This is a genomic window from Thermosynechococcus sp. GLH187 (assembly GCF_031583395.1).
In the GTDB taxonomy this organism is placed as follows: domain Bacteria; phylum Cyanobacteriota; class Cyanobacteriia; order Thermosynechococcales; family Thermosynechococcaceae; genus Thermosynechococcus.
Map to the genome: position 1 here is coordinate 2,102,282 of NZ_CP134175.1, position 23,399 is coordinate 2,125,680.

Annotated in this window: 15 protein-coding genes and 1 CRISPR repeat array; of the genes, 8 read left to right on the forward strand and 7 right to left on the reverse strand. The window is 52.7% G+C overall.

Annotated elements, in window-relative coordinates; genetic code table 11:
- Positions 1 to 118: 118 nt before the first annotated feature.
- Positions 119 to 2,050, reverse strand: a complete 1,932-nt coding sequence (locus tag RHI63_RS10385) for a transglycosylase domain-containing protein (protein WP_206200093.1) — start codon at positions 2,048 to 2,050, stop codon at positions 119 to 121.
- 175 nt (positions 2,051 to 2,225) lie between these two features.
- Between RHI63_RS10385 and tyrS the strand changes: the two genes are divergently transcribed.
- From tyrS to RHI63_RS10410, 5 genes are all read left to right on the forward strand, one after another.
- Positions 2,226 to 3,452, forward strand: coding sequence for a tyrosine--tRNA ligase (gene tyrS / locus RHI63_RS10390; RefSeq protein ID WP_206201686.1), 1,227 nt, complete (start codon positions 2,226 to 2,228; stop codon positions 3,450 to 3,452).
- A 57-nt stretch (positions 3,453 to 3,509) separates the two neighbouring features.
- Positions 3,510 to 3,839 carry a hypothetical protein gene (locus RHI63_RS10395; protein ID WP_149819198.1) on the forward strand — a complete coding sequence of 110 codons (330 nt, stop codon included), beginning with the start codon at positions 3,510 to 3,512 and terminating at the stop codon, positions 3,837 to 3,839.
- An 8-nt stretch (positions 3,840 to 3,847) separates the two neighbouring features.
- Positions 3,848 to 6,586: a M16 family metallopeptidase gene (locus tag RHI63_RS10400; RefSeq protein ID WP_399382047.1), complete on the forward strand. Its 2,739-nt coding sequence runs from the start codon at positions 3,848 to 3,850 to the stop codon at positions 6,584 to 6,586.
- 4 nt (positions 6,587 to 6,590) lie between these two features.
- On the forward strand, positions 6,591 to 7,313 hold the full coding sequence (locus RHI63_RS10405; protein ID WP_310743010.1) for a cytochrome c biogenesis protein CcdA: 723 nt from the start codon (positions 6,591 to 6,593) through the stop codon (positions 7,311 to 7,313).
- Positions 7,314 to 7,608: 295 nt separating this feature from the next.
- Positions 7,609 to 9,724: a CRISPR direct-repeat array (repeat unit 35 nt; unit sequence GTGCTGGGATTCTTTCCCAGCCGAATTAATGGAAA).
- Positions 9,725 to 9,736: 12 nt separating this feature from the next.
- Positions 9,737 to 10,687, forward strand: a complete 951-nt coding sequence (locus RHI63_RS10410; RefSeq protein WP_206200097.1) for a class I SAM-dependent methyltransferase — start codon at positions 9,737 to 9,739, stop codon at positions 10,685 to 10,687.
- Here the strand turns inward: RHI63_RS10410 and RHI63_RS10415 are convergent.
- A complete protein-coding gene (locus RHI63_RS10415) occupies positions 10,684 to 11,904 on the reverse strand; it encodes a F420-0:Gamma-glutamyl ligase (protein ID WP_310821563.1) in 1,221 nt (406 codons plus the stop codon). The genes RHI63_RS10410 and RHI63_RS10415 overlap by 4 nt on opposite strands.
- 75 nt (positions 11,905 to 11,979) lie before the next feature.
- On the opposite strand from RHI63_RS10415, the gene RHI63_RS10420 reads away from it, so the two are divergent.
- Entirely contained in the window at positions 11,980 to 12,756 is a 777-nt protein-coding gene (locus tag RHI63_RS10420) for a DUF1350 family protein (RefSeq protein WP_206200099.1), read from the forward strand.
- A 48-nt stretch (positions 12,757 to 12,804) separates the two neighbouring features.
- A complete protein-coding gene (trpB, locus tag RHI63_RS10425) occupies positions 12,805 to 14,046 on the forward strand; it encodes a tryptophan synthase subunit beta (RefSeq protein ID WP_206200100.1) in 1,242 nt (413 codons plus the stop codon).
- 1 nt (position 14,047) lies between these two features.
- Here trpB and asnS read toward each other — a convergent pair whose 3' ends face one another.
- The 3 genes from asnS to RHI63_RS10440 form a co-directional block, all read right to left on the reverse strand.
- Positions 14,048 to 15,436 carry an asparagine--tRNA ligase gene (asnS, locus tag RHI63_RS10430; protein ID WP_206200101.1) on the reverse strand — a complete coding sequence of 463 codons (1,389 nt, stop codon included), beginning with the start codon at positions 15,434 to 15,436 and terminating at the stop codon, positions 14,048 to 14,050.
- Positions 15,437 to 15,447: 11 nt separating this feature from the next.
- Entirely contained in the window at positions 15,448 to 17,787 is a 2,340-nt protein-coding gene (locus RHI63_RS10435; protein WP_310821564.1) for an endonuclease MutS2, read from the reverse strand.
- 119 nt (positions 17,788 to 17,906) lie between these two features.
- Complete coding sequence (locus tag RHI63_RS10440; RefSeq protein ID WP_206200103.1) at positions 17,907 to 18,866, reverse strand: FHA domain-containing protein; 960 nt, start codon at positions 18,864 to 18,866, stop codon at positions 17,907 to 17,909.
- Between the two features lie 195 nt (positions 18,867 to 19,061).
- On the opposite strand from RHI63_RS10440, the gene RHI63_RS10445 reads away from it, so the two are divergent.
- Positions 19,062 to 19,538, forward strand: a complete 477-nt coding sequence (locus RHI63_RS10445) for a Dps family protein (RefSeq protein WP_302678246.1) — start codon at positions 19,062 to 19,064, stop codon at positions 19,536 to 19,538.
- On the opposite strand, the gene RHI63_RS10450 is transcribed toward RHI63_RS10445, so the two are convergent.
- Positions 19,535 to 19,909, reverse strand: a complete 375-nt coding sequence (locus RHI63_RS10450) for a hypothetical protein (RefSeq protein ID WP_206200105.1) — start codon at positions 19,907 to 19,909, stop codon at positions 19,535 to 19,537. The two genes, RHI63_RS10445 and RHI63_RS10450, sit on opposite strands and share 4 nt — an antisense overlap.
- 81 nt (positions 19,910 to 19,990) lie before the next feature.
- A complete protein-coding gene (locus RHI63_RS10455) occupies positions 19,991 to 23,386 on the reverse strand; it encodes an EAL domain-containing protein (RefSeq protein WP_310821565.1) in 3,396 nt (1,131 codons plus the stop codon).
- Positions 23,387 to 23,399 lie beyond the last annotated feature (13 nt).

Consider the following 23,399-nt stretch of genomic DNA (forward strand, 5'->3'; position numbering starts at 1 on the left):
GAACTTTCTGCAAATGAGTTGCAACGCCCAAGCCCTATCCGATCAAATCGATCAAATCAAGTGTTAATGGGTTCAATGGCGCAGAACCCAGTTCAAAAACCAATCCCTAATTTGTTTGCTAGTTTGTTTGCCGTTGGGGCTTGGGTCGCTGGAACTTCGACATCGGGGTAAAGTCTTCGACGGGCACATCCTTGAGTGCCTGACTCATGAAATCCCGCCAAATGGGTGCCATAAAGCCACCCCCCGTTGCCCCCTGCCCGAGGGGCGCATAGTTGTCATTCCCTGCCCAAACCGCGGCTGAGAGTTGCGGCACATAACCGACAAACCAAATATCCCGCTCAGAAGAGGTGGTGCCTGTTTTCCCTGCGGCGGGTCGGCCAATGTTGGCACCTGTGCCTGTCCCACTGGTGATCACACTTTTCATCGTGTCATTGATGGCTGCGGCCGCCCAAGGATCCAGCACCAGTTTGGGGCGAGGGGTGTGATCCAAGAGCAAATTGCCATTATTATCCGTAACTTGAATAATCGTCGTGGTGGGGGATTGCCAGCCATTGTTGGCGAATGTGGCATAGGCAGCGGCCATTTCCAAGGGCGTCAGATCCACCGCCCCCAGAGGTAGAGAAACCACAGGAAGCATGGGACTGGTAATGCCAAGGGTACGGCAAATTTCAATAACGCGCTCAATACCCACCTCTTGGCCAAGAACAATGGCAGGAATATTGCGGGACATGGCCAAAGCCATACGCATAGACATCCCACCCATAAAGGAGCCATCGTAATTTCGCGGCACATACCACCCACTGCCATCGCGATACCTAACGGGTGAGTCGTTAATTCCAGAATCGGGCGTATATTTGCCACTGGCATAGGCAGCATAAAAGACAAAGGGCTTAAAGGCAGACCCCGGCTGACGCATCGCTTGGGTGGCGCGATTAAACTGACTGCGGTTGTAGTCCACACCGCCGACAAGGGCTTTGACATAGTGCGTTCGTGGATCTACCGCCGCCAAAGCCAACTGATCGGCGCGCACACCACTGCCCCGTAGGGTTTGATAGCCGCGTTGGATTGCCTCTTCGGCCATTTTTTGCACCTTGACATCAAGGCTACTTTGTACCCGCATTCCCCCACGGATGACCGCTTCACGACCAAATTGGCGGGTCAACTCCTGCAACACAGCATCGGTAATCCAAGGACTGCGACTGCGCTGGAAGGAGGTAATTTCCCCCAGCTTGATCGGTTCTTGGGCAGCAGCAGCGGCCTCCTGGGGGGTGATCCAATCCAATTCCACCATCCGATCCAGCACCAATTGCTGCCGTTCTTTGGCGAGGTCAAAATCCACAAAGGGGCTATAGGCCTCGGGCGCTTGGATAATGCCAGCCATCATGGCAGCTTCGGCAAGCGTGAGATCAGCGGCATTTTTTTTGAAGTAGCTTTGGGCGGCGGTTTGTACGCCGTAAGTGTTATGTCCCCAATAGACTTGATTGAGGTACATCTCCAAAATTTCATCTTTGCTGAAGATCTGCTCGAGGCGCATGGCCAGAACAGCCTCAGCCACTTTACGACTAATGGAGCGATCTTGAGACAAAAAGAGATTTTTCACCAATTGCATCGTCAGGGTAGAGCCACCCTGTACGGTACGCCCCGAGGTGAGGTTGACCATTAAGGCACGGGAAATACCAATGGGATTAATACCGCGATGCTGATAGAAGCTACTGTCTTCGATCGCCATCACAGCCAGCTTCAAATTGGGCGAAATTTCGCTGAGGGGAACGACTTCGCGGTTTTCTTCATCGTGAAGGCTGACAAGGAGGGTGCCCTTAGCATCGTAAATGTGCGTCGTTTCACTGGGAATGTAGCCCCGCAGCGATCGCACATCCGGCAAATTCCGAAAGCTAATCGCCAAGCCCAGCAGCCCCCCGCCGATTGCCGCACAACCAAAGGTCATCCCGACAAGGAAGGTACGGTTAGCAATTCGCAGGACCCCACGCCAGAAGTTTTCATCTTGGGGGCGGGTTTGGGAGGGGTGTTTGCCAAGGGTAGTGGTGGACACGACAGTCGCTTCCTGACGCCAATTATTTTTTGCTTCGTATATGATTTTTTTATTGGGATAAAAGTAAGGGATAGCAAGATTGCCGCGCGATCGCAATTGATTGCTATCATAGCCATCCTAGACCAGAAAATGTCCTCGCCCAAATCGAATGCCCAATCCAATGCCCAATCAAGTGATGTCTTCAGACCTTGAGGCCACAATTGCACGGCTGCAGCGCGGCGTTGTCGAAACCTTTCCCCATGTCCCTGATTCCACCAAACCCGAAGAAAATCTCTGGGTCTATTTGCGGCAAATGGAGCGCCCGCTGCGAATTAAGCTTGGCATTGATCCCACGGGCAGCGAAATTCACCTCGGTCATAGCATTGTCCTGCGCAAGTTACGCCAGTTTCAGGATGCGGGGCACTGTGCCGTGCTGATTATTGGTGACTTTACGGCTCAAATTGGCGATCCCACAGGGAAGTCGGAGGTGCGCAAACAACTCACCCCTGAGGAGGTGGCAACCAATGTGCAAACCTACCTTGAGCAAGTGAAGCCCATTTTGGATTTTGAGACCCCCGGCCGCTTAGAAATTCGCTACAACTCGGAGTGGCTCGCCAAGCTGGACTTGCGGAAAATTCTCGAGCTACTGGGAACGATGACTGTTGGCCAAATGCTGGCCAAGGAGGGGTTTGCCGAACGCTACGCCAAGGAAACGCCCATTTTTCTCCATGAGTTTCTCTATCCATTGATGCAGGGCTATGATTCAGTGGCGGTGGCGGCAGATGTGGAACTGGGGGGTACCGATCAAAAATTTAACATTGCTGTGGGTCGCGATTTACAGCGCCATTTTCGCTTGCCCACCGTGCAATTTGGTCTGCTGATGCCGATTTTGGTGGGGACGGACGGAGTACAGAAAATGTCGAAGTCCCTTGGCAACTATGTGGCGCTTACGGAGTCGGCAGCCAGTATGTACTCCAAGCTGGAGAAAATTCCCGATGCCTTGGTGAACCAATACATTGAGTTGCTCACGGATTTGCCCTTGGACAGTTTACCCACCAATCCCCGCGATCGCCAGAAGGCCTTGGCCCTAGAAGTCGTGAGTCAGTACCATGGGCGCGATCTCGCCCTGCAAACCCAAGCGGAACTAGCCGCGATCGTCACCCAAGGACAAACGGCACAGGCGGGATCGATTCCAGAATATTCCCTTGGGGAGTTTCAGTTCCCTGTGAAGCTGACCTATGTACTCAGTCACACCAAACTCTGCCCCAGTAGCAGCGAAGCGCGGCGACAGATCCAAGGGGGTGGGGTGCGTCTCAACGGCGAAAAAATTACGGATGTGGACTTTACCCTCACGGCACCGGAACCCTATGTAAACCAAGTGCTGCAAGTGGGTAAGAAAAAATTCCTGCGCTTTGTACCTTAGGTGGCGGTTGGCATTCTCTGCCAGAATGAAGATGAGGTGGTGCAGAGAATGTGTAGGATGAGCGAGCAGGAATTTCAAGCCAAGGTACTCAGCGAGTTGCAGGCGCTGCGTGTAGATGTGGAGAAACTCGGCACCGATGTTGAAAAACTACAAACGGATGTCGAAAAGCTCCAAACTGATGTGCACAAACTGCAAGGGGATGTGAGTGAGTTAGCCACTCAGGTGAAAAATCAAGAGTACAAGTTTGAAGTTTATCAACGGGGAACCGATGCCATGGTGCGGATGGCAACAACGATCATTATTGCGGCGGCATCCGTTGTTGTTCTGGCGAGTCTTTCCCCGGCGATTACAGCACTTGTGAGCGCGATCGCCCACCAAGGGAATTAACTACAACGATGACCCTAGGGCTGGTTCCACGATTCGTTAAGATCTTCTTATTTATTGGCTTGATGCTTTTGAGTACCAGTTTGGCTGTGATTTTTCCCCTGAACCCCGTCGCAGGACTCAGTAGTGGTGTGACCAAAACCGTTTTAGACAATGACCTCACGGTTCTGATTAAAGAGATTCCCACCGCCCCTGTGGTGAGTTTGCAGGTGTGGTATCGCGTGGGTTCGCGCCATGAGCCCAAGGGGGAAAATGGGATTGCCCACCAACTGGAGCATTTGATGTTTAAGGGCACCAAGAGCCGTCCCGTCCAGTTTGGTCAGTTGTTTTATGCCCTTGGCAGTTCTTCCAATGCCTTTACCAGCTACGACATGACCGCCTACCACCATACGGTGCGCGCTGACCAACTAGAACCACTGCTGATTCTCGAGGCGGATCGCCTGCGCAATATCCTGATGACCCCCGATGCCCTTGAGAGTGAAAAACGGGTGGTGATCTCGGAGCTGCAAGGCTATGAAAATAGTCCTGAATATCGCCTCAGTCGAGCCGTGCTGGCCGCCCTCTATCCCCATCATCCCTACGGCTTGCCAGTGGGGGGAACGGCCAGTGATGTGGAGCAGTTTACGCTGCCAGCGGTGAAGAGTTTTTATCACCAGTACTATCGCCCCGATAATGCCGTTGTGGTGATTGCTGGCGATGTCCGTCCCCCAAGGGCACTGGAACTGGTCAAGAAAACCTTTGGGCAGATTCCTCGGCCAACCGACCCTCTAAAGTCTCCTTCATTACCGCCGCCAACAGCAGGTCAAGCCCAGCGAATTCGCCTCACAGAACCGGGAAGTGCGCCGCTATTACAGATTTTGGTACCCATTCCAGCGATGGCCCATCCAGATCAGGCGGCCTTGGATGTGCTGGATATGCTCCTCAGTGGCGGACGCAGTTCGTACTTGTATCAGGAATTGATGGAAACGGGTCAAGCCAGTTCGGCCTACTCCTATGTGGCCGCGTTACAGGCGGGGGGCTGGTTTGAAATTGGCGCGATCGCGGCCCCGGAGCAATCCCTTGAGACCATTGAGCAGACCATTCACCAGATTCTGAACCAGCTGGCAGAGCGTCCCTTGAGTGCCGCTGAACTGCAACGCGCCAAACAACAGCTCAAGGCCAACTTTATCCTGCGCAATCGCGACATTGATGCCCAAGCCAGTCAACTAGCCAACGATGAAACCCTGACGGGAGATTACCGCTTTAGCGATCGCCACCTTGCGGCCATTGAAAAAGTCACGGCTGCGGATGTTCAACGAGTGGTGCAGACCTACTTTGGGCGCGATCGCTGGATTGTGGGGGAATTTATTCCCAGTGAATTTGCCGATGTTGAGCTTTCAGGTCGGCCGGGTGCCCAAACCACCGCCCATAATCTTGTCGGTGAGCCTGTAGATCCGCAAACCATTGCCGCCTATTTACCCCAAGGGAGTGGGCAGGCTGCCCCTGAGGTCAAAAGCAACGGGGTGGAAACCTTTACCCTGAAAAATGGCCTGCGGGTGCTCTTACTCGTGGATCGCAGTACACCAACGATTACGCTGGCGGGGCGCATTGACGCTGGAACAGCCTACGATCTGCTGACGCAACCGGGGGTGGCCAACCTCACTGCTGCCAATCTCCTCAATGGCACGCGGCGCAAAAATGCCCTGACGTTGGCACAAACCCTTGAGGATCGCGGCATTAGCCTAGAATTCAGCGCCTTCCGCGATGGAGTGGATATTGAGGGCTATGCCTTGGCCAGTGAACTGCCCACGCTGTTGCAAACCCTTGGTGAAGTGCTTCAGGAGGCCACCTTCCCAGAGTCGGAGTTTCAGCTCAGCCAGCAGCGCTATCTCACGGCTCTGAGTCTTGAGGCGGATGATCCTGTGCGCTGGGGGCGCCGCGTCCTGCAAGAAACCCTCTATCCCGCCAATCATCCCCTGCATCCCTTTGCCACTCCTGAATCTGTACAAGCAATTCAACGCCCAGACCTGTTGAACTTTTATCGTGCCGCCTATACCCCCGATCACACGATTTTGACCCTCGTGGGAGATTTTGACCCTGTGGAGGTGCGATCGCGCCTCAATGAAATTTTTGGCTCGTGGCAACCCCAAACGGATCCCCTGTCCCTAACCTTTCCTGCAGTTTCACCGCCCGAGCAAACCCTCTTTAAGAATGCGGTGATTGCCGGTAAGAGCCAAGCGATTACCTATCTGGGGACGCCGGGGATCGATCGCCGCGATCCTCGCTTCTACGCAGCGATGCTGATGAATCACATCCTAGGGGGAGACACGCTGGCCAGTCGCTTGGGCACAGAGATTCGCGATCGCCAAGGGTTGACCTATGGCATCTACAGCTTCTTTAGTGCCAGTCGTCAAGCAGGGCCTTTTATCATTCAATTGCAAACTGCCCCTGAGGATACCGCCAAGGCCATTCAGGCCACCTTGCAACTTCTCAGGGATGCCCACCGCCAAGGATTCACCGCCGCCGAACTCGGAGCCGCCAAGCGCAGCCTCAGTAATACTTACCTTGTCGAATTGGCCAATGTGGATGTGGTGGCGCGGACGCTTGTAGGGAATGCCAGTGTGGATTTACCCCCAGAAGAACTCCAGCAGTTTAGCGATCGCCTGCAGCAGGTGACCTTGGATGAAGTTAATCACACTCTGCGGAATCTGATTGATCCAGAGCGACTGGTGATTGTCACTGCCGGTCCTAGTGTTTCCTTTAGCCCCTAGAACGATGGCCAGCTTAACCTTAGGACTTTACCACCTAGAACAGTGGGCCAACCAATGGGTGACGGCTCAACTGAGTGATCTCACCGTGATCAGTGTCGGTATTGTGTTTCTGGCGGGACTGCTCACAAGTCTGACTCCCTGCACCCTTTCGATGCTGCCAATTACTGTCGGGTACATCGCCGGCTACGCCACAAAGCAAAATAGCTCCGTCTTGCGCCAGTCTATTGGCTTTGCCCTTGGCCTCGCAACCACCTTAACCCTGTTGGGGATGATTGCTGCTGTTGCTGGTCGCATCTATGGTCAGGTGGGCTGGGGGTTAACGATCGTGGTGAGCTTGGTGGCGATCGCCATGGGCTTAAATTTGCTCAATGCCTTGCCCCTGAGCTTTCCCCGCAGTCGCTTCCTAGAGGAACTGCCGGCTCGGGTTCCTGCGGGGTTGCAAGCTTATACCCTAGGGGCAACATTTGGCCTTGTGGCAGCACCCTGTAGTACGCCGGTCTTGGCAACGCTGCTGGCATGGGTGGCCACAACCCAAAAGCTAGTGGCGGGGGCTGGTCTGCTGTTGGCCTATACAACAGGGTATGTCGCGCCGCTGATTTTAGTCGGAGTATTTAGCGGTGCCTTGCAAAGGCTCTTGGCACTGCGGCAGTGGTCGAGTTGGATTACCCCTGTGAGCGGTGTGCTCCTCATTGCTTTTGGCGTCATTGCTTTAGCCATTCGTCTTTAGTGCTCAAGCCAAAGGGGCAGTGGTTGGCCGATGGCGGTAGCCATGCAAGCACCTCTGGACAAAAATATCCTCTCAGCTCGGCAATTTTCTCAAACCCAGTCTCCACAACGCTTTGAGCAATTTCTAACAGATTTGGAGGTGCTTGAATTTTCCCGAAATTCAGCTCCAGAGTGACTTTCACGTCCTGTGACCCTACGGATCTAGAAATTTTACAAAAACAAAAAAATGATCCCGTCTAGGTGCTTGAAAATGACCTGTGCTATAGTAGTCGTAGAGCACCTTCTAGGAGGGTGCCGTGCTGGGATTCTTTCCCAGCCGAATTAATGGAAACATTTTGTCAATTTTGTTGTCAATTTTTTGTACCATGTGCTGGGATTCTTTCCCAGCCGAATTAATGGAAACTTTTAACTTCTCATACATGTTTAATATATCTTCTGCGTGCTGGGATTCTTTCCCAGCCGAATTAATGGAAACACGGCGGTGGTGGAGCAAGAAAGCCAAGAAAGTCAAGTGCTGGGATTCTTTCCCAGCCGAATTAATGGAAACGGTTAGACAAAAAAGAAATTTCAATCACCCGCTGGTGCTGGGATTCTTTCCCAGCCGAATTAATGGAAACTTTTAACAGTCCACTAAAGTTATCTTTATATTTATAGTGCTGGGATTCTTTCCCAGCCGAATTAATGGAAACATCAAGTAATCGAGCTGCTAAAAATCCTCTCCAGACGTGCTGGGATTCTTTCCCAGCCGAATTAATGGAAACTTATTGATTTTTTGCACTGTGTCTACACCCAGTGCGTGCTGGGATTCTTTCCCAGCCGAATTAATGGAAACTCCCTAAGTACAATAAGTAGTGGAAAACTTATACAAGTGCTGGGATTCTTTCCCAGCCGAATTAATGGAAACTAGTCCCACTCAGGAGAAATAGAGTCTAGTACTAGAGGTGCTGGGATTCTTTCCCAGCCGAATTAATGGAAACGCGAGCGGCTCAAGAACAACCTTAGGTAGATCATTATGTGCTGGGATTCTTTCCCAGCCGAATTAATGGAAACCTAGAGTTTTAGGTTTTGTGAAACTAGATGATTTTGAGTGCTGGGATTCTTTCCCAGCCGAATTAATGGAAACCTAGCTTCACTAACTTGCGCGTTGCTAGCTTCACTAGTGCTGGGATTCTTTCCCAGCCGAATTAATGGAAACTAACCTGCGCGTTGGTAGATTCTGTGTTCTTTTCAGTGCTGGGATTCTTTCCCAGCCGAATTAATGGAAACTTCGTTTACTGCCAATATTGAGATAACGATCTCGTGGTGCTGGGATTCTTTCCCAGCCGAATTAATGGAAACTCCAACCCTGCTTTTTCTCTTCTTATTCATAGAATTTCCTGTGCTGGGATTCTTTCCCAGCCGAATTAATGGAAACACGTTAGGTAAACTGCGTCCTCCCCAAGGACGAAGTGCTGGGATTCTTTCCCAGCCGAATTAATGGAAACTGTTTGGGCGGTTTTGTCCTGTTTTGAAGAGACAGTGCTGGGATTCTTTCCCAGCCGAATTAATGGAAACCGCACAATATCTTCCAGTTCTGGCCAGCCAATCCGTGCTGGGATTCTTTCCCAGCCGAATTAATGGAAACTTTATTCTTTTTTGTTTTATTTTTTCATACATTTCCGTGCTGGGATTCTTTCCCAGCCGAATTAATGGAAACTTTGCTGTGCTTCTTCTTCTTCTTCTTCTTTATCTGGTGCTGGGATTCTTTCCCAGCCGAATTAATGGAAACGTAGTCGGGTAAATAGCCGACTTGCGCACGGAGGGGGTGCTGGGATTCTTTCCCAGCCGAATTAATGGAAACTTGCTGCCCGCTTTAGTCAACAGGCACGAGCCATGTGCTGGGATTCTTTCCCAGCCGAATTAATGGAAACACGACCTCCTAAAAATCAATCACAGTCCAGCGTTCGGTGCTGGGATTCTTTCCCAGCCGAATTAATGGAAACAATTCTTGCATTAATTTCATTAACCCTAAGCTGACGTGCTGGGATTCTTTCCCAGCCGAATTAATGGAAACACAGAGCGAGGGACAGAGCGGGCGAGGGACAGAGCGTGCTGGGATTCTTTCCCAGCCGAATTAATGGAAACGCATATTTTGAAAGAACTCTGGGTAATCTTCCTAGTGCTGGGATTCTTTCCCAGCCGAATTAATGGAAACTTAAGGAGGACACTCATGCTTAACGTTCCCGTTATTAGTGCTGGGATTCTTTCCCAGCCGAATTAATGGAAACTCTAGAAGGCCTTTGAAAATTGCTTCAGGTATCTTTGGTGCTGGGATTCTTTCCCAGCCGAATTAATGGAAATAATATGACTAAGGAGAATGTGCATTAGTTCGTGGACGTGCTGGGATTCTTTCCCAGTCGAACTAGTGGAAATGGAAACAGGAAAATGACAAATTGTTGGTTTGAAACACGCAAAGAGTGTCCAGCATGTGGTTCTGCGGCATTCCAAATAATTTATGAGGCTGAATATGATAGACCACCGATTAAGGATTACCTCAACGATTTTTATTCAGGAAGAGTTGAGTTTGATTATTTAGAAGGAGCAGTTTATATTCTATGCGAATGTGACATCTGCGGAATGATTTTTCAAAGAGATATCCCCAACAGAACTCTAATGGAAAGGCTGTATGACCACTGGATAAATTCAAAGGAATCCTTTAAAGAGCATCAAGAGAGCACTAGTCTTGATTACTATTCTCGCTATGTAAAAGAAATCATGCAGATTATTTCGTATTTTAATGAAAAGCCTTTTCGATTGAACTTTCTTGATTTCGGTATGGGCTGGGGTAACTGGGCGCTGATGGCTAAAGCTTTTGGATGTGAGGTGTACGGAGTAGAATTATCAAAAGAGTGCATAGCACATGCTCAGTCAAATGGCATAAAGGTAATTAGCTGGGATGAAATTCATCAGTATCAGTTTGACTTCATTAATACTGAGCAGGTATTTGAACACATATCAGAGCCTCTGAATACCTTAAAGTATTTGAGGATGGCTTTAAAACCAAATGGCATAGTCAAGATAAGTGTGCCCACTGCCAACGACATAGATCGCCGATTGAAGATCATGGACTGGACATCACCAAAGGGTTCTTCTAATTCCCTCAACCCTGTAGCCCCGTTAGAACATATCAACTTCTTTCGGAGATCATCTCTTATTAAGATGGCAGAAGTAGCACAAATGGAAGAAGTTTATATTCCAATACTTAAGCAATATCAATATACAACTGGCTGGTCAGGGATAAGAAATATTGCAAAGAATATTATTTTGCCAATATACCGCAATGTTTTAAAGAAACAGAATTATATTTTTCTTCGCAATGTTGGCCATAAGAGCTAATGCATCTTGTCTAGGAAACCCTCAGTCGAGCTCGGAGAAACACCGCAAGGCCGGATTAAGACAATGGGTGTCTGCTCATCGGCATTACCGGCGGGGTTTTTCTTCAGAGCAGTCGTGAGGAAGTGAGGGGAGACTCCTTGGCTAGCGGCAAGCACCTTGACTGCCCCTAGGTCGTTAACATCCACAATGGCGATGCCCAAACCCGTTTTTGCTGCTAGATCCTCCACGACGGCTTGGGGGTTAACAGGTCCCATAACAATAAATTGATCGTAGGGGGGCAGAGTACCTGTCACATCGTCAATGAGGCGGGCTTGTTCGCCAGCCAATTGATAAAATCCGCCCTTGTGGCCAAAGACTTTGGCGATCGCCCCCCCCAAAAAGGCCAAGAGTACCCGTAGCGCTCCCACTTCCTCCACCAGCGCTTGCATGCCACAGGCGGTGGCCAAACTTGAGGTGGGCAAGAAAAACTGACACACCCGCGTTGCTACCCACCCCGGTTGCATTTGTGCCGGATCCTTGAGGCGACCTTGGATAATGGCAAGGGGTGTTTCCCCAATGGCAACAATGTCTCCAGGTTGGGCATGGGGCATCACATAGCGATTGAGCACCTCTAGGGGAATATCCAACGGCGTCAGTAAATGGGTGCGAATGGGGAGTACCTGACATCTCTCCGCCTGTCGCCACACACCTGTATCTCCCGTGGCCGGAAACTTGAGGGGGATAAATTCATGGTGGGTTTTGGCAAAGCGACCATGGGGGCCATAGGCAATGTAGTGAATCTTGACCCAAGCAGCCTTGACCTCGCTCACGCCAATTCCCTGCAAATCCACACAAATCTCGACATTCGTTTGCTTGGTGGACTTGACGATATAGGCAAACCAATAGCCATCGGCACGGGGGGGAAACTCTGGCTCCGGGTGGCGGGGGATGACCTGCACATCCGTCTGAATCATATCGACACGGCCATCGGACAATAGCACCACCTCTGCCCGTAAGTCTGGCACCATCACCTCAAGGCCACGGTGGGGGTTGCTCAGTCCCAATAGCCCCACAAAACGGTAGTGGGTTGGCTCATAGATTTCCAGATTCCAAGTGGCACGGATCACTTCAAGGGGATGGGCTGGCCGCTGGCGATACCGCCCTTCCAAACCGATCGCCACCAAAAGGGCTAGGAATCCTAGGGCGGCTGCCCCTATGCCGATAACTGTTGCAATCATCACGTGTCCTGTACCACTGCATTTCCCGTATTCGCTAGATTACAGTCAGTTAGGCATTTTTGGAGTGACTGGATTTTGGAGTGGCAAGAGGTTCGCGGCAGTTGGCTGTGTCTTCCCCAGCGTCCCTTGGGGTGGATTCACTTTCTGGGGGGAGCTTTTGTGGCAGCGGCACCGCAATTGACCTATCGGCGCTTGTTGGAGCACCTAGCGGAGGCGGGCTATGGCATTATTGCCACGCCCTTTGTGAACACCTTTGATCATGGGGCGATCGCCCTCGATGTGCTGAATAAACTCGACTATGCCCTTGATTGGTTGATCTATCGCCGAGGCTACCCAGCGGCATTGCCCATCTATGGTTTGGGACACAGTATGGGCTGCAAGCTCCACCTGCTGATCAATAGCCTCTACGATGGCGATCGCGCCGGCAATCTCTTCATGGCCTTCAACAACTACCCCGCCAGTCAATCCATTCCTTGGATAGAAAACCTTGCCCCCGTGGGTGTCGAATTCAGTCCCAGCCCGACAGAAACCGAAAAACTGATTCAAGAGCGCTATCCTGTGCGCCGTAATCTCTTGATCCGTTTCCAAGAGGACGATATTGACCAAACAGCCCGCCTGCGCAGTCTCCTCAGAGCCAAATTTGGCGATATGGTCACTGCCTTGAAGCTACCGGGGAATCACCTCACCCCCCTCAGCCAAGGACTCAAGTGGCAAGTCGGCGCAGAATTTTCTCCCCTAGATGCCGTCGGCCAGTGGATCAAGCAAAGTCTCTTTCCCGAAATGCAGATTCTGGAGGAGTGTCTGTTGGAGTGGCTCAATCCCCTAGGCACTGCCCGCCGTTCCCGCCCGTAGCGTGGCACAATCACATAAGGAACCCTTGATGAAAAAAGGACTTTGCCCGTGACTGTTGCCCCCTCTGCTGCCCTCAGTGCTGCTGCTCGCCCCGATTCCCGCGGTCGCTTTGGTCGCTTTGGTGGCAAGTACGTTCCCGAAACCTTGATGCCCGCCCTCAGTGAATTGGAGGCGGCCTTTGCCCACTATCGCCAAGACCCTGATTTTCAAGCCGAATTGCAGCAACTTCTGCAAGACTATGTGGGTCGTCCTAGTCCCCTCTACTTTGCCGAACGCCTCAGTGCCCACTATGCCCATGATCAAGCCCAACCCCAGATCTATCTAAAACGGGAAGACCTCAACCATACGGGTGCCCACAAAATCAACAATGCCCTCGGTCAAGTGCTCCTTGCCAAGCGCATGGGCAAACAGCGCATTATTGCGGAAACGGGTGCTGGTCAGCATGGGGTAGCCACGGCAACCGTCTGTGCCCGCTTTGGCCTCCAGTGCGTCATCTACATGGGCGTTCAAGACATGGAGCGGCAGCGGTTAAATGTGCTGCGCATGCGCCTATTGGGAGCAGAAGTGACCCCCGTCAGTGCAGGCACAGGCACCCTAAAAGATGCCACCTCCGAAGCGATTCGCGATTGGGTGACGAATGTTGAAACCACCCATTACATCTTGGGTTCAGTGGCGGGGCCCCATCCCTACCCGATGCTAGTGCGGGAATTCCATGCCGTCATTGGGGCAGAAACGCGGCGGCAGTGCCTTGAAAAATGGGGCGGGCTGCCCGATATTTTGCTCGCCTGTGTTGGCGGCGGCTCCAATGCCATGGGACTCTTCCATGAGTTTGTTGAGGAACCGCAGGTGCGCTTAATTGGTGTTGAAGCTGCGGGTCAAGGGGTGGACACGGGTCACCATGCTGCCACCCTCACCAAAGGGGAAGTGGGGGTACTCCACGGTGCCATGAGCTATCTCTTGCAGGATGCCGATGGTCAGGTGGTTGAGGCCCACTCCATCAGTGCCGGTTTAGACTATCCGGGCGTGGGGCCAGAGCATAGCTACCTCAAGGACATTGGTCGGGCAGAATACTACAGTGTCACCGATGCTGAGGCCGTGGCTGCCTGTGTGCGCCTAGCTCAGTTGGAGGGAATTCTCCCTGCCCTCGAAACCGCCCATGCCTTGGCCTATCTGGAAACGCTATGCCCGCAATTGACAGGGCAGCCGCGCATTGTCATTAACTGTTCAGGACGCGGCGACAAGGACGTGGAAACGATTGGCCGCTATTTTGAGGCACAGCAAGCCCCCTGAGTTAGAACTCCGCATTCCCCGGTGTACGCGGAAAGGGAATGACATCACGGATATTGTCCATGCCCGTCATAAACTGCACCAACCGTTCAAATCCTAAACCAAAGCCGGCATGGGGGACACTGCCATAACGGCGTAAATCCAAGTACCACCAGTAGGGGGCAGGGTCTAGGCCTTGGCTCACAATTCGCTCCTGCAGCACGTCAAAGCGCTCTTCCCGCTGGGAGCCACCAATGATCTCGCCAATTTTGGGGGCGAGGACATCCATTGCTGCTACGGTTTTGCCATCGTCATTGAGGCGCATATAGAAGGCTTTGATGGCAGCGGGATAATCATAAACAATCACGGGGCGCTGGCAGTATTCCTCAGCAAGGTAGCGCTCATGCTCCGATTGCAGGTCTAGCCCCCAAGCCACGGGAAATTCAAAGGCGCGACCACTCTTTTCTAGGACTTGAATGGCTTCTGTGTAACTAAGGCGGGCAAAGGGTTGGGTTGCCATCTGCTCAGCGGTGGCCATGACGCTATTGTCAATGCGCTCCTGAAAGAAGGCCATATCCTCACTGCAGTGGTCAAGGACATGGCGAAAGACAAACTGCAAAAAGGCCTCCGCCAGTTCCATATCTCCCATCAGGTCACAGAAGGCCATCTCTGGCTCCACCATCCAAAACTCGGCAAGGTGACGCGAGGTATTGGAGTTTTCAGCGCGGAAGGTGGGACCAAAGGTATAGACATTGGTAAAGGCTGTGGCCATAATTTCTGCCTCCAGTTGGCCACTGACGGTGAGGTAGGCACGACGACCAAAAAAGTCTTGACTGAAGTCAATATTCCCCTCTGGGGTTTTGGGTGGCTGCGCTAAATCCAGGGTGGTGACGGTAAAGAGTTCCCCAGCCCCTTCGCAGTCACTGGCGGTAATGATCGGGGTGTGTACCCACAGGAATCCCCGCTCCTGAAAGAACTGGTGAATGGCAGTGGCACAGGCATTGCGTACGCGCATCACCGCGCCTAGGGTATTGGTTCGCGGTCGGAGATGACCAATGGTGCGTAGAAATTCAAAGCTGTGGCGTTTCTTTTGCAGGGGATAAGTTTCTGGATCGGCACCGCCCCAAAGGTGAATCTGCTGGGCATGGAGTTCAATGGCTTGGTTTTTGCCGGGAGAACGCACCAGTTCGCCACTGAATTCTGCGGCAGCCCCTGTGGTCAGGTCTTTAATGGCTGGCGTTGCTGCTGCCACGGTGTTGGGAATGACCACCTGCAATCCGGCTAGGGTTGAGCCATCGTTGACGTTGACAAACGTACATTCCTTGAGTTCGCGTTTGGTGCGCACCCAGCCCTTGACGGTGACGCGATCGCCCACTTGACCTTGATGAAGAATGTCCTTAATCCGCTGCTGCATGGGTCTTGTTCCTATAACTGCACAATGGTTACTCCCCGGCCACCCTCTTCAGGAGGCGCAAGGTGATAGCTTTGAACGCTGGGGTGCTGATCTAAAAATTGATGCACAAACTGGCGGAGGGCACCACTGCCGTGGCCGTGGATAATCCAAACCGTTCCCTGCTGGCGGTTGAGAAATTCCTCTAGGAGGGGTTCCGCCTCATGGGTGCGCTTGCCCCGCAGATCGAGGGTACGGCTCTCTGTGCGAATGGCGGGTGTTGGGGTGCGAGAAGGGGGTGGGGGGGGAGCTTGAGCTGGGTCGGACTTGGGTTTAGATGGTGTGCGTACCGGTTCGCCCTTGAGAGACTCTACGGCGTGGGGCGGCACAGTAAATTTCACGGAACCCACTTGGACGACAATATCCCCCTGCTGGCTGACACTGAGGACTTCGCCCACCTGTTGCCATTGGGGCAAGCGAACGCGATCGCCTGGTTGAGGAATAAAGCCAACGGGCGGAGGTGGTGGTAAGTAAGTTTTCTCAATCTGATGCAGCGCCGTTTGGGCAGCTTGTACCTGTTCGGGACTGTTGGCGCGTTGCAGTTGAGCAATGACTTTGGCAATTTCCTGCTGAGCCTGATGGAGGGCGGTGCGTACCTGCTCCTCCTGTTGTTGGCGCAGTTGCTGCTGTCGTTGCCGCAGTTCTTGAGCCTTGGTGGCAATTTCTTGGTAGAGGGCTTCTGTATCGCGAAGCAGGGTTGCCGCAGCGGTGGTTTTCGACTCCTGCACTTGGCGTTGTGCCACTAGCCCGCTAATCATCTCGTTGACACTGTTGCTGTCACCGCTTAAAAAGGCCTTGGCACCTTCAACAATACTGGGATGTAGCCCCAACCGCTGGGCGATCGCTAGGGCATTAGACTGTCCCGGAATGCCCCACAGCAGCCGATAGGTCGGGGCAAGGGTGGTCTCATCAAACTCAACGGCGGCATTTTCAAAGCGGCTGTCCTGATACTTGAGGGCTTTGAGTTCGCCATAGTGGGTGGTGGCAAAGGTGAGACTGGCGTGGTCTGCCAGATAGCGCAACAGGGCGATCGCTAGGGCTGTACCCTCACTGGGATCCGTGCCGGCCCCCACTTCATCGAGGAGCACCAACGTATTGCCCCCTGTCATCTCGAGCTCTGTGAGAATATCGCGGATATTGCAGATATGACTGGAAAAGGTGGACAGGTTTTGGGTCAGGGACTGCTCATCCCCAATGTCTGCCCAAATCCCTGTAAACCAGGGCAACTCTACGGGCGCTGCCGCTGGCACATACAACCCTGCTTTTGCCATCAGTGCTGCCAAGCCCAAGGCCTTCAAGGTTGCTGTTTTGCCGCCGGTGTTGGGGCCAGTGATTGTCACTACCTTGGTGGGGGGGGGCAATTCAATGTCAATGGGCACCACGGTCTGTCCTTGCTCATGGTGCTCTTGCCACACCAAGAGGGGATGCCGCAACGCCTTCAGGTGCAGCCGCGTGTCACTGACAAACTGCGGGGGATTGCCCTGCAACCAGAGACTATAGTGGGCACGGGCGACCGCCATATCGAGGGTGGTCAGCACATCGAGCAGATACCACAAATCATCACTAATCGTGGCCAACTGATCCGAGAGGGCTTGGCAAATGGTGCGTTCGGCCTCAGCCTCTTGATGGGTAAGTTGTTGCAGGCGGTTTTGCAGGTCAATGGTTTCCCGTGGCTCAATGTAGAGCGTGGCACCACTGGCGGAGAGATCGTGGACAATTCCCGGCATCTGGTCTTTGTGGGTGGCTTTGACTGCCAACACATAGCGATCGCGCCGTTGGGTGACCACCGCCTCTTGAATGGCACTGGCTCGCTGCTGCAGAATCTGCTGCAGTTGCTGCTGGATCTGGGCACGGCACTGCCGTTGCTGCTGGCGAATCTCAGCCAATTCTGGACTGGCGCGATCGCTCACTTGCCCCTGATCGGTAATACAGCGGTAAATCTCCTGAGTCATCTCAGGATAGGTACGGACACCAGCCACTAGTTGTTGGAGTTCATTGAGTTGCGCGTGTTCCTCAATTTGACGCCGCTGTTGCCGCGCCGCACTCAACAGGTGGGCGATCGCCAGTAGCTCCATTCCCTGCAAACAGCCTTGGCGATCCAGCCGCGCCAGCGCCGGTTCAATATCTGTGACTTGGCTAAAATCGAGGTGCACTTGGTGCACCGTTTCAAGGGTAATCACCTCAGTGGTTTGAGCCAACAGCACTTGACTGGCTGCTTGGGTGCCCCCTAGAATCTCTCCCCCCTGCAGCTGGCGCATCCCCCGTTTGGTAGCAGCAAACGTTGCCAACTGCTGACAGAGACGCGGCCACCCCAACCGCCCTAGGGATTTGTCTAGTGCACTAACTTGTGACGTGAGAACAACCAATGTTCGCTATCTGCTGAAAACACTACTTTCACTGACTGTAGCACTGCTCACCAATCCGTGCAGCGGTTCTAGAGGACCATCCCCGACGACATCTCCGCATCCACGGCATCCTGCAGTTTCAGCAGGGTACTGGTGAGGGCTTCAGGATTGAAGTAGGTCCATTCGATGGCTTGGGCGATCGTTTGCAATCGCTCGGTAATGCTCGTGAGATCTCCAAACAGATTTTCGCGCGGCAAGCCCGCAAAGAGTGCCATCGCGCCTTGGTTGACCGCCCACTTGCACTCCGATTCATGGACACGGGTGCGCAGGCCACTGAGGAGAATGACATTCATTTCTGGATAGCGCTGGCGATACTGGCGACAAAAATCGTAGGGATTGGTTTTTGGCATTCCCAAATCGAGGAGCAAGAGGCTGACTTTGCAGTTGAGGGACTCCACATGGGCAATAATTTTTTCTAACTCAAAGTGGGATGTTGCCCAAATCGTCGAAATCCCTTGGGAGTTCAATAATTCCCGCCACATTTCCCCTTGGGTACGCGAAGAGTGGGTCATCAAGACCGTGACTTGGCCATTACTCCCATGGGACTGATTGGTGTAGGGGTGGGGACTCGGCGCATCCCGCAGGTCAATGTACTCTAGTTCTGACTCACCAATGGAAATGCGATCGCCGTGTCTGAGGAGATGGGGAGCGTGGATACGGTTATTGCCGATAAATGTCCCGTTCATGCTTCTGAGGTCGGTCAGCCGATAGCGATGATCCGCCTGCCGCTCAATGCGAATGTGATGCCGCGAACACCAGCGATCGGGTAGGACAATATCACAATCTTTACTTCGACCAATTTGCCAAACGGGTAACTGATCCAACACAATTGAACGTTGCATGTAAACGGAGTGCAATAATAGTCGGGGTGTTGGTGCCGCTAAAATCAGCTCACTGGGACGCATGAACCCCCACTGCTGTTCACCAGAACGGCTGGGTGCTTGTAGGTGTGGAACGTAGGTATTGGGGCGATTGGCTGAGGCGTCCATAGCAGCAGCTAAAAAACACTAAAATCATCAAACTTATTTTTATGCTGCCTATCCTAGCGTTGATGAGCAGCGAGGGACTACCTCCATCTTAGATGTCAATAGAATGGCAGTAGCACCCTCTAGGTTGCTAAAACGTACTCGTTATGAGTATGATAAATAGACAGGACAGTTCGATAACTGTCAAAGGAGACCACTATGACTGCAACAATCACGCTAAAAGAGCAAGTGCTAGCCACCCTGAAACGGGAACAGGCCAATGCGGTTGTCCTGTATCTGAACTATAAAAAGTACCACTGGCTAACCTATGGCCCCTTGTTTCGGGAGTTGCACCTGCTGTTTGAAGAACAGGGAACAGAAGTCTTTGCCATGATTGATGAACTGGCTGAGCGTAGCTTGATGCTTGATGGCCAGCCAGTGGCAGACCCCGCAGACTATCTCAAAGTGGCAACGGTAACCCCCTCAACCGGCCAACTCACGGTCAAGCAAATGATTGAGGAGGCGATCGCTAACCATGAGCTGATCATTACCGAGATGCACCAAGATGCAGAAGTGGCCACTGAGGCGGGCGACATTGGTACGGCTGACCTCTACACCCGTTTGGTGCAAACCCACCAAAAACATCGCTGGTTCCTTAAGGAGTTTTTAGCCAAAGGCGATGGCTTGGTCAGTTAGTTGCGAATTGGGCCGTTGTAGTCAATGGTGGTGCGACCATCGGCAGCCACAGTAACGACAGTTTCGATACTGGGCAGGGATGCGGGCACGCCATTGCTGACTCGATGGCCCAAAATCCGAAACGTGTAGGAGCCGTCGGCATTGCGCACATAGGGGGCTTCACGGACAGGCCCATGCAGGGACTGATCGGCTCGATAGCGACTTAATCCGCCATTGATACGTTCTGCGGCTTGGCGGGCATAGTTGCGGGCGCGAACGAGCTCGACAATGCTGACAGGCTCAGGATTAGTTGCTTGGGCAACGGCAAAGGGAGCGATCGCTCCCCCAAGGGAAAGACTCAGCATGAGGCTAGCAATCAGCGGCTGGGTCATCAGGCTTCTCCACTCAGCGGTCTTTATCTAAGATAGCCAAGGGGCTTTGCTAACCCCTAGATAGCGGTCTTGATGCAACAATTATTTGCTTTCCGTTTGACAAGGCGTGACCCTCGCTTGTAGTAACTGGTGCGCTTGCTCCTCAGAGAGGGGTTTACCAAAGAGAAACCCCTGACCCCGCTGACAGCCCAACGCCTGCAAGCACTGCTTTTGGGAGAGATGTTCAATGCCTTCGGCAACCACTTCTAGTTGCAGGGCTCGGGCGAGGCTAATAATGGCACGAACAATTTCTAAATTTTGGAAATTGGTTTCGATGTCCCGGACAAAGGACTGGTCAATCTTTAGGGTATACAACGGCAGTTGGCTAAGGCGGCTGAGGGAGGAATAGCCAGTGCCAAAGTCATCAATGCCACAACGAATATCAAGGGCTTGGAGCGCCTCCAATTGCTCTTGGGCAAACCTTGAATCGGGCATGATCACTTCCTCGGTAATCTCCAGAATCACTTGCTGGCCGCGAATCCCATAGAGCGGCAACAGATGCTTGAGCAAAGGAACCATTTGGCCAGAATTAAAGAAAGCACTGGAAATATTGACACTGAGGGTGAAGTCGGCAGCCCGAGAACCCAGTGTCTGTTGCCATTGGTAGAGGTTGAAAATTGCCTTTTGCAGAACCCATTGATCCAGTTTTGTGGCTAGACCCAACCCCAGAGCCAAGGGCAAAAATTCTGCCGGACTGATCCAACCGTTTTCGGGATGCTGCCAGCGAACTAATACTTCAAAACCAACAAGGCTGTCCTGACTGAGGCTGACAATGGGCTGGTAGAAGAGCGCTAGTTGCTCCTGCTCTAGGGCACGGCGAAATTCCTGTTCCCGTTGTAAGCGGGTGTAAACCGCTTGGTGGTGCTCCGATTCAAAGAGTTGCATACCGTTGCACCCTTGCCCCTTGGCAGCATACATGGCAATATCAGCATCCCGCAGCAGTTCACCGGCAGTGCGGTAACGAGAATTAACAATGGCGATGCCAATGCTGACGCTGACACTTACTTCAGTGCCCTTGAGCACATAGGGTTCACTAATGCAATGGCGCAGGCGATCGCCATACTCATAAATCTGCTGGAGACCCTCAATGTGTTCGAGGATGGCAATAAACTCGTCTCCCCCCAATCGGCCAACGGTGTCCTGCTGGCGCATACTCGACCGAAGGCGATGGGCAATTTCTAGAAGTAACTCGTCGCCGGCATCATGACCCAAGCTATCATTGATGACCTTAAACCGATCCAAATCCAAAAACAAAACGGCAAAGGGCGGAATGTCACCGCGGTGGTAGGCAGCCAGCAGTTGATCAATTTTTTCTGTGAGGAAGGTGCGATTGGGGAGATTCGTTAAACTATCCTGGCAAGCCAGTTGCCGCAATTTCTCCTCCGCTAGCTTGATGTTGGTGATGTCCAAGCAGGAACCAAGGTAGCCAATGCAAGTGCCGTCTTCGGCATAGCGGGGTGCCGCTTGCTTGAGTACCCAGCGATAGACACCTTGGCCATTGCGCAGGCGGTGCTCAATTTCATAGCTTTGCTGCTGCTCAACGGCAAGACGGATGGCCTGCTCGGTGCGCTCCCGATCCTCAGGATGGACAAGGTCTAACCAGTTCCAGCCAAGGATTTGGTCTAAGGAGGCGCCTAAGACGCGGCAAATGGTTTGGTTGGCAAACTCAATGGTGCCTTTGCTATCTGCCAGCCAGATCATCAAAGGTGAGGCATCGGCCATCTGGCGAAAACGGGTTTCACTTTCCACTAGGGCTAGCATGGCTTTTTTGCGTTGGGTGACATCCACCCCCACCGTGGTGATCAGGTAACTGCCATCCCCTTGAGGTTCAGCGGTGGCATTGAGGGAAATCCACACCTCATGGCCGTCGCGATGTTGAAAGCGATATTCGGTGTGGGCACAGCCTTCTTGGAGTAATTTCTCGCGAAAGGGACGATGATAGGCTTCCCAGTCCTCGGAGGGAACCCGCGATCGCCAAAGATTCGGGTCTTCTTGAAAGTCAAAGGGGCTGTAGCCGAGAATGCGCAGGTGCCCTTGGGAGAGATACTCATAGCGCCAAGAGCCATCAGGAAAGAGCCGTATTTCACTGACAAAGGCATCAGCGCGATCCAACAGTTGATTGAGCTTTTCTTGGGCGGCGTGGAGTTCCCCATTGACTTTGTGCAAATCGAGGGTGCGGGCAATCACCTGCGCCTCAAGGTCCGTTCGCTGGGCTGCAAGTTGCTGGGTCAGCTGCCGTTGTCGCGTGACATCCACTGCCGTCAGTAAAATGAACTGTTGGTTGCTGTTGGGCAGTTGCAGCGGCAGGGAAACCATCTGCCAAATACGCTCTTGTTTGGCGCGAGTGCGGATGCACACATCCCCATGCTCAACCCGTGCCTGCGTTATAAGGCAGCGTTGGAATTCTGTGGCCGCCCACTGGCGTTGCGCTGCTTCAGGAAAGGCAATTGCCAACCACCCCTCCCATGTGAGGGTTTCCTCTGGGCTGCTGCCGGTTTGCTCTTGCCATGCCCGATTCATCAACCACAGTTGACCATCCGCCGCCACCAACGCCATCGGCAGCGGTGATAAAAGCAGGCTGTTGCGGAACACCTCGTCCATTTCAGTGTAGGCGCGCCAAAATGACTGCCGCTCCTGCTCTACTTGGTTCAGATGCTGAGCCTCAATAACTAAAAGAGTGACCAAAAAAGCGATGATACTGATGATCTGCACCTCTTGGGCTAAGCGCTCCGAAAGCCATAGGCGATCGTGGTGCACCCATTGAATTACCCAACCAATGAGGAGGGGACCAAGGATGATCCAAGGCAACAATCGCCGCAAAAGTAGGCCACCTATCTTTTGTGAACTGAAGTAACGCATCACCCCTTGGGAGGGATGCCATTCGATAAGGCAGAGGTTCAGCAGCCCAAGAAGAACGCAGGCGAGGATTTGGCCAAGGGCAGAGGTACTAAGAGACAGCGGCAATTGGTACAGACCGGCCAATACCTCAAGGAACAGCAGACAGGCACTTGTGATTGCCCCACCTTGGCCGAAAATCACTTGCCAACTTGACTCCCCCATGACCCCCCACAGGGCCACCCCTAGCCCTATAAAGGCCACAGGCCGTAGCAAACTGGTGTAGGCCGGCAAAGATAGAGCTTGCCACGGAGCAGTGATTTCCTGAGCATTGAAAACTGCTACGGCAATTGCCATCCCCATGAGAACAAGCACTAGGCCACAGAGCTGGGGGAGGCATGCTAATTCTCGATCTCTGCCCCTAGATCCCATGAGGGTGATGGCCAATGCGGTTAACCCAAGGGCGATGGCAGCAAAAATATCAATACCGACCAAGAGAGGCGAGTGGGAAGTGATGGCAGCGAGAACCCACTCTATAAAAACAGCTGTTGCTACCCCTAGACTCAACAGAGCAACCACTCGTAAGAATTGGGGATTGGTCATAGGCAGGGGTAAA